This window comes from Candidatus Poribacteria bacterium (assembly GCA_021295755.1).
Classification (GTDB): Bacteria; Poribacteria; WGA-4E; order WGA-4E; family PCPOR2b; genus PCPOR2b.
Genome location: JAGWBT010000140.1, coordinates 1 through 7,741 on the forward strand (window position 1 = coordinate 1; position 7,741 = coordinate 7,741).

Below are 7,741 nucleotides of genomic sequence, written 5' to 3' on the forward strand. Positions count from 1 at the left end.
TCCGTCCAGAATACGAAACACTGTCGCCGGATCCGAAGGTGCGCGTGGACGGAGATTTGAAAGAAACGCTGAAAAATCTATCTACACACAATCAGCCCGGCTTTTCCGATGACCAGATCCAGGGGATACGCCAAAAGGTGCTCCAAAATTTCAAGCGACCTGAAGGCGCTCAATTCACCGCCCAAGACATCATAGAAATCACCCGCGCCGCACTGCCGGCGGAAGGTGTCCTATTTTCGGAGACCGGTGCTTACATTGCCATGCTTGAACATCTCTGGGGTGTGGAAGATCCGAACACCTATTGGGGAACAACCGGCGGACGAACCATGGGGTTGACACTGCCCGCTATTTTTGGTGCAAAGCTGGCGAAACCCGACATGCTTGCGGTGGGCATCGGTGGAGACGGGAGTTTGTTGATGCGTCTGGGTGAATTGGAGACCTTTGCACGCACCGGCGTAGCCGTGCCCCTGATTATTATCAACGACCAAGCGCTGGGAACAATGAAGTCTCGTCAGAAATCGCGTGGTATGCCCGAGTACGCTTTGGATTTCCATTCCGTTGATTTCGCTGGAATCGCCATAGCGTGTGGTCTGAGAGGGGTTACGGTAAGCACGCCTGAGCAGTTTGAATGTGAGTTGAAACTGGCGATGGAGGCAGACCGAACGACACTGATTGACGCACGGGTCGATTCACAGGCATATCAAGATAGCTTTGGACCAACAATTGGTGTTCTTGACTAAGTTAGGCCCGCACATTCTCTAATCCGAAGCTTTGTTAGGGGGAAAACGCCATGAAAATGAAAGCAGCTGTCCTACACTCGACGCCCGGAAAACTGTCCGTTGAGGAAATCGACATCGCAGATCCCGGTCCAAACGAAGTGCGCGTCAAAATTGCCGCTAGCGGCCTCTGTCACACAGACTGGGAAACCATGCACGGCTACCAACCCGTGAACTTGCCAGCTGTGATTGGGCACGAAGGCGCTGGCGTTGTGGAGTCAGTCGGTCCGGGGGTCACCCGTGTCAAAGTCGGCGATCACGTGGCGTGTTCGTGGAGTCCAAACTGTGGCCACTGTTTCTACTGTGACCACGGTCAACCCATCCTCTGCGAGGTCGCAAAAGATGCCAATGGACAAGGGCTACTATTCGATGGCACAACACGGATGTCTTTGAACGGGAAGCCGGTCCATTACTACAGCCTCGTCTCGTCACACGCTGAGTACAACGTGATTCCTGAACAGGCGGCGGTACGGTTACGGGAGGATTTTCCGCTCGATCGGGCTGCGTTACTCGGTTGTGCCGTCATGACCGGCTACGGCGGCGCTGTTCACGCGGGACGCATTAAACCGGAGACCAGCGTTGTGGTGATTGGCTGCGGCGCGGTAGGCCTCAGCGCAGTGCAGGGCGCTCGTATATCAGGGGCTTCTATTATCGTAGGCGTCGATATTAATCCGTTGAAGCTGCAGTGGGCGGAAAAGTTTGGTGCTACGCACGTTGTCAATAGCGCGGAAACTGATCCTGTCGAATTTGTGCATGACCTCACACAGGGACGGGGTGCCGATACCGCCATCGAAGCTGCAGGTCAGAACATCTCGATTCGACAGACATTAGAGGCATCACGCCCCGGCGCACGCGTCGTCATTCTTGGAAAGACTCCGTACGGGGAAGAGGTTTCATTCCCCTTCCACATCATGATGGGAGAACGTGAAATCGTGCGTACCTCATACGGGATGAGTCGGCCGCGCGTTGATTTTCCACGCTTGGCAAACCTGTATATGGAAGGGCGACTCCTACTCGATGAGATGATCTCTATGCGACTATCGTTGGAAGAAATTAACGACGGCTTCGATGCCCTAGAGCAGGGTGGCGTGGCGCGGTCACTGGTCGTTTGCGATCCGTAGTGTTACTTCGGATATACCAATTCAAAAAAATAAAACTTGATGGAATTGGTTTTTGCGTGTATCATTTCCATCTGAGCCTTAGAAAGCATGAGCGATCTGTTGATTGGAAGTTTGACCCAAGGGGCACAAGTGATTGATTAGGGTCATTTAATTCTCCGGTAGGAGGGATCTCCGAATCCCGACGCTTCACTTTGTCCTTGCAAATAAACGAATCGTGATTTGCACTTCATCACCCATCATAAGCGAGAACCAAATTCAGACCTAAAATGAGCCCTCCCCAAGTGATACCTAAAATATCAGGCATCATCCTCGCTGCGGGGTTGTCCACCCGCATGGGTGAATCCAAACAACTCCTTCCTTTTGGCGACAGCACGATTATCGAAACCGTGATCGATAATCTGCTTGGATCCAAACTGAACGAAGTTATTGTTGTCGTTGGACACGAGGCTGAGAAGGTTCAAGCGCACATCCAGCACAAACCGGTCAAAATCGCATTCAACCCCGATTATCAGGAGGGCATGCTGACCTCCGCACAGTGTGGTGTACGCTCAATTTCAGCGTCCGCCGATGCGTTTGCGATGACACTGGTAGATTTGCCACTCATTACGCCAGATCTGGTTAATCTAGTTATTGATACATACGTCCAAGCAGAGAGTGGGATTGCGGTGCCAAGTTATAACTATCGGCGCGGGCATCCGGTAATTTTTCACCGACGCTACGCTGCTGACCTCCTCGCACTGGATGAGGATAGCGGCGGTGTTCGGTCGCTTTTCAAAAAATATAAAGATGACATCCACTATGTGACTGTCGATACTGACCGAGTATTGACGGATATCGACTATCGGACAGATTACGAGGAAGCGTTACGAAAATCCTCGTCTGCGTGACAATGGAATAGCCGATTAAAATCTATAGTGAATTCTAAAAATAAATAGACACTTTCGCCCCCGGTAGGTGCGGTTTTCACCCGCACCGGTTTGGAGTGTCTCATTAATTCTAAGGTCCACTATAATTGTAAAAGGATAATCAATGATTGAATCAATTGAAGAGGTACAAGAAACATTTGTGGAACAGAATTACATCGCTGATCGAGCGTTGGCAACGACAATCTACTTAGCGCATCACCTGAACAAACCAATTTTCCTTGAAGGCGAGCCCGGCGTGGGCAAAACAGAGGTCGCAAAGGTTTTGGCAAGTGCAACCGGTGGGAATCTAATCCGTTTGCAATGTTACGAAGGACTGGATGTAAACAGTGCGTTGTACGAATGGAACTACACGAAACAGATCCTCCAACTGCGCATCGACGAAGTACGAGGCATGGACAAAGAGCAGATTGGTGATGACATCTTCAGCGAGGATTTTCTGCTAAAACGTCCGCTCCTCGAAGCCATTCAGACTGATGGCGCGGCACCGCCTGTGCTTCTTATTGATGAAGTAGACCGAAGTGATAGCGAATTTGAAGCGTTCCTCCTCGAAATCCTGTCAGACTTTCAGATTACCATTCCGGAGATTGGGACCATTCGTGCCAGACATATTCCTTATGTGGTGCTGACTTCAAATCGTACGCGGGAGATTCACGAAGCCCTGAAACGTCGATGCCTCTATCAGTGGATAGATTACCCGTCCGTCCAGAAGGAATTCGCAATCGTTAAAGCCAAGCTGCCGCATATCGACGATATGCTTGCACAGCAACTTTGCAACCTGATGCGGGTATTTAGGGAAGGGGATTACTACAAAAAGCCGGGAGTCGCAGAGACATTAGATTGGGGACTTGCCCTCATCGCGTTGGGTAAGGACGGATTGGATCCGGCCATCGTTGATGAAACGCTCGGTTGCATTTTCAAATATCAGGATGATATTCAGCGGGCACGAGAAGTGGGCTTGGATAAGATGGTAGATGGTGCCAGAAGTGCTTCTGAGGCGAATGATGTCGAAAAAGCGGATTGGCGGTATATGCGTGGATAGTGTTAAGCACGACAACTAGCAGTGTAAGAGGAGTTGAGAGCATGGTCCAAATTCTACTGGGCCCCGACACCGAAAAGAAACTCAATGCGCTTAAAGATGACCTTGATTTTATCATGAACCTTGAGGAATTTATCGAAGAAGAATATCATCTAGCGTTTGAATTGAAATACAACGCGCCTGAAAGCTACGCAGATTCCCTGAAAAAAGATCTTGGAGATGAACGCTATCAAGAATTCTGTCGCTATCTTCAGGAGAAAAGAGACGAAAAGGACGAAGCACGCCGGCGTTTTGACCGCGAAGCTAATGGCATTCAGTAAGCATGGTACTCTTGGATACAAACACTATCATCTGAGTCCCCGGACTCGCCATCGAAAATTGGACTTAATCAATGACTAACCAACAACCTCTCCTTCAAGAAATTACCGCTTTCTGCCGATTGCTCAAGCAGATGGGCGTAAATGTTACCACAACGAATCAGATCAGTTTCTGCCGAAGCGTTGAATTAATCGATATTGGACGACAACAGGATTTCTACGACGCCGCCAAGATGAACCTGATCGCCGATGAGTCGGATCGGGCGTCATTTGATATCGTCTTTGATTGGTTCTGGAGATACCCCCGTCCCGACCCCCAAGAGTTGGGGCTTGATACGGAAGAAGAGCAGACGATGTCCCTTGAGGATCTGCTCAATGCCGAAGACACAGTCGTAAATCTAGACCAGTGGACAGAGATGGAGGACGATAAAGAGGAGGGAGAAGAGGATACTGTTGCCTATAGTGCCGAGCATGTTTTGACCCAAAAGGATTTCGGCCAGTTCACGGAAGAGGAGATGCAAAAAGCACGAGAGGTCATCGCTAAACTCGTTCCACTGTTGGCGACAAAACTGAGCCGCCGGAAAAAGACCAGTACCAAAGGGAAGACGATCGATTTTCGACAGAGTTGGCGTAAAAACATCGCCTACGGTGGGGAACCACTGAAATTGATACGGAAGCGTCGAAAGGTAAAGAAAAATAAGATCTTACTGCTCTGCGATGTCAGTGGATCGATGGACTACTACTCCACCTTTCTAATCCAGTTTATCTACGGGATGCAGCAAGCGCTTGAGGAGGTCGAAGTTGCGGTCTTTAGTACAGAACTCACGAACATCACCGGGCTGCTCCGTCGTAAAGGGCTTGAAGAAGGACTCCGTGAGGTCGCGCAGGTTGTACCTGACTGGTCGGGCGGAACGAGAATCGGTGAGAGTATCGTTGCCTTCAACCGCGAGTTTGGACGCTCTTTCTCTGCATACAGAACTGTTGTCATTTTAATCAGTGACGGTTGGGACCGGGGCGAAGCGGATATCCTCCAGAAGGGGATGGAGGTGTTGCATCGCCAAGCGTATAAGTTAATCTGGCTGAATCCCCTACTCGGCAGTGAAGGATATCAGCCGATCTGTCGTGGCATACGCACGGCGCTGCCGTATGTTGACTATTTCTTGCCAGCTCACAATTTGGATAGCCTGATCCAATTGACGAAGGTATTGACACCAATCTGGTCAGATTAAACGGACGCACTGAAGGAGGGACGGCAGGGAGGGTAATCTGGATCTTATCTCTATTGAGATTGGCCATCTTGTCGATAAGCCAGAATGGGACGGAGGAAGGCAAATACATCCACGGATGACGCATTACGGATTACGTTTCACGTCTCACATTTCGCATCTTACACTTCGCTCGGCTGGATTCTGTGTGTTCTACTTATTTTTTTGACCTGTGCCTCTCCACCACTTATCATTCCAGAGTACGGGACACCAGCCCCCAATTTCACCCTCAAAGATCAGAATGATCAAGAAATTCGATTGAGCCAATTCCGTGGGGAAAATGTGTTACTATTCGGCTTTGATAGGGACAGTGTCGATAACGGGGGAACATGGCTAAATCTATTCATTGAGCGTTATGCTGAAGGGATGCAGATTCTCCCTATTGCCGATGGATCTAGTATGCCGTTCTCTGCACGCCTGTTTCTGAAGGGCAAGGTTAAAGCTGAGGTCCAAGATGCTGCGGAAGAGTTTAATCTATCAAGTTTCCTATTGGACTGGACAGGTGAAGTCTCTCGGCAATATGGGTTGGCTCCCAAAATACCGACGATTGTGCTGATCGGTCGTGCGGGTCACATTCGACTGGTTCAGCCTCTTCCGCAGTTAACTGAGGAAGGGGTGCGAGGTGTTTTCGATCAGATTGACCAGCAAATCAGGTGATAACGGATATATAAAGGGTTTTTCATAAAACGACGGTATTCATTGACAAGAGAGGGATTAACGCATGACAAATTGTAAGACGTTTCAAATACTTGTACTCATTGCTCTGTTTCTCGCTGCAGGTTCTCAAACTGTATCTGCCCAAATAGCACAGGAGGCTTTTGCTATCTTTGAAAAGAGTTGTTTCAGCTGCCACGGAACCGGTGCTCCCTTTGCAGCGATACTCTTAATTGAAGATCACAGTGTACTCATCGAAAAAGGAGCGGTTGTTCCGGGAGACTCTGATGCGTCTATATTGTATAAGCGGCTCCTTGCCGAAGGGGGTGCACTTATGCCGCTTGGTGGTCCTCCTCTACCCGATGCAGAGATTGAGACAGTTAAGAGTTGGATTTCAGCCGGTGCACCCGATTGGGCGACGCCACCCCCTAGCATCGACCACACTGTTTCCGGGACGCCTATTCACCCCGGCAATAGGTTTACCATTAACATCAACGCAGAAACAGTCTTCGACGTGGCAAAGTGGCAGCTTAATATTGCCTTCGATCCTGCTGCCCTCGAAGCCGTTGGTGTGAGTGAAGGCGATTTACTGAATATGGGTGGTGGAACAACCACCTTTCAGGGTGGGAGCCGTGATAGCGCAGCGGGTACACTTACAGGGCTCAGTGCGGAGAGGCAGGGTGACCAAGGTATAAGTGGTACTGGCACCCTGCTTCATGTAGCATTCAAGGCAATATCGAGCGGTGAGACCAAAGTGACACTGCAAAACCTCCAGTTCAATGCTAGCGCCGGGTGGAGCGTCCCTGTAGACCCCTATGAAATCTCCCTTACTGTGGAGGAACAAGTTGTCGCTGGGGATGTGAATGGGGACAGACAGGTGAATATTCTAGATCTGGTTTTCGTCGCACAGCAATTTGGGAAAGACGTACCAGCGGATTCGCCGGCGGATGTTACCGGTGACGGTGTTGTCAATATCCTCGACCTCGTCCGGGTGGCACAAGCGTTTGCCGGCTCACCTGCTGCACCCGTGGGTGGGATAGAAAGCATAGATACGACGTTGATAGCAACGTGGATTGTGCAGGCACGATTGGAAGATGACGGTTCACTTGCCTTCAAACAGGGGATAGAGAATCTCCAAAATCTGTTAGCTTCATTGATTCCTGAAGAAACCCTGCTATTGGCAAACTATCCGAATCCGTTTAACCCGGAGACATGGATACCGTATCAGTTGGCGTTCCCCGCAGAGGTAACGCTGACAATCTATGATATGAACGGGCAGCTAGTTCGCCATATAGCGTTGGGATATCAAGCAGCGGGTATGTATCAGAGTCGCAGCCGTGCGGTATATTGGGACGGACGCAATCAGTTTGGTGAATCTGTTGCCAGTGGTCTCTATTTTTACACGCTGACAGCAGGAGACTTCACAGCGACGCGACGGATGGTGATTCTAAAGTAAAGCCTGACACTCAACATAGCGAGGTAGTCTCCCTATCATCTTCTTTTGATGATATACTAAATAATTAGGGTAATCCTGAACCTCAATCAAGGAAAGCAAACATACCATAAAAATAAATAAAGGAGTCTTCAAAATGCAAGTACAGGCTGCGGTAATGCCGACACCGGGACAAATCGAGATTCGTGAATTT

Annotated in this window: 8 protein-coding genes; all 8 read left to right on the forward strand. The window is 49.7% G+C overall.

Features of this window, described 5'->3' with window-relative positions:
* The coding region (locus tag J4G02_18225; protein MCE2396472.1) for a thiamine pyrophosphate-binding protein at nucleotides 1–740 on the forward strand (740 nt) is incomplete at its 5' end.
* 50 nt (nucleotides 741–790) lie between these two features.
* Nucleotides 791–1,897: a Zn-dependent alcohol dehydrogenase gene (locus J4G02_18230; GenBank protein ID MCE2396473.1), complete on the forward strand. Its 1,107-nt coding sequence runs from the start codon at nucleotides 791–793 to the stop codon at nucleotides 1,895–1,897.
* A 281-nt stretch (nucleotides 1,898–2,178) separates the two neighbouring features.
* On the forward strand, nucleotides 2,179–2,784 hold the full coding sequence (locus J4G02_18235) for a nucleotidyltransferase family protein (GenBank protein MCE2396474.1): 606 nt from the start codon (nucleotides 2,179–2,181) through the stop codon (nucleotides 2,782–2,784).
* A 142-nt stretch (nucleotides 2,785–2,926) separates the two neighbouring features.
* Entirely contained in the window at nucleotides 2,927–3,862 is a 936-nt protein-coding gene (locus tag J4G02_18240) for a MoxR family ATPase (GenBank protein ID MCE2396475.1), read from the forward strand.
* A gap of 41 nt (nucleotides 3,863–3,903) precedes the next feature.
* Complete coding sequence (locus J4G02_18245; GenBank protein MCE2396476.1) at nucleotides 3,904–4,179, forward strand: hypothetical protein; 276 nt, start codon at nucleotides 3,904–3,906, stop codon at nucleotides 4,177–4,179.
* 71 nt (nucleotides 4,180–4,250) lie between these two features.
* A complete protein-coding gene (locus J4G02_18250) occupies nucleotides 4,251–5,405 on the forward strand; it encodes a VWA domain-containing protein (protein MCE2396477.1) in 1,155 nt (384 codons plus the stop codon).
* 84 nt (nucleotides 5,406–5,489) lie between these two features.
* Nucleotides 5,490–6,098, forward strand: a complete 609-nt coding sequence (locus tag J4G02_18255; GenBank protein ID MCE2396478.1) for a redoxin domain-containing protein — start codon at nucleotides 5,490–5,492, stop codon at nucleotides 6,096–6,098.
* Nucleotides 6,099–6,162: 64 nt separating this feature from the next.
* A complete protein-coding gene (locus tag J4G02_18260) occupies nucleotides 6,163–7,551 on the forward strand; it encodes a T9SS type A sorting domain-containing protein (GenBank protein MCE2396479.1) in 1,389 nt (462 codons plus the stop codon).
* Nucleotides 7,552–7,741 lie beyond the last annotated feature (190 nt).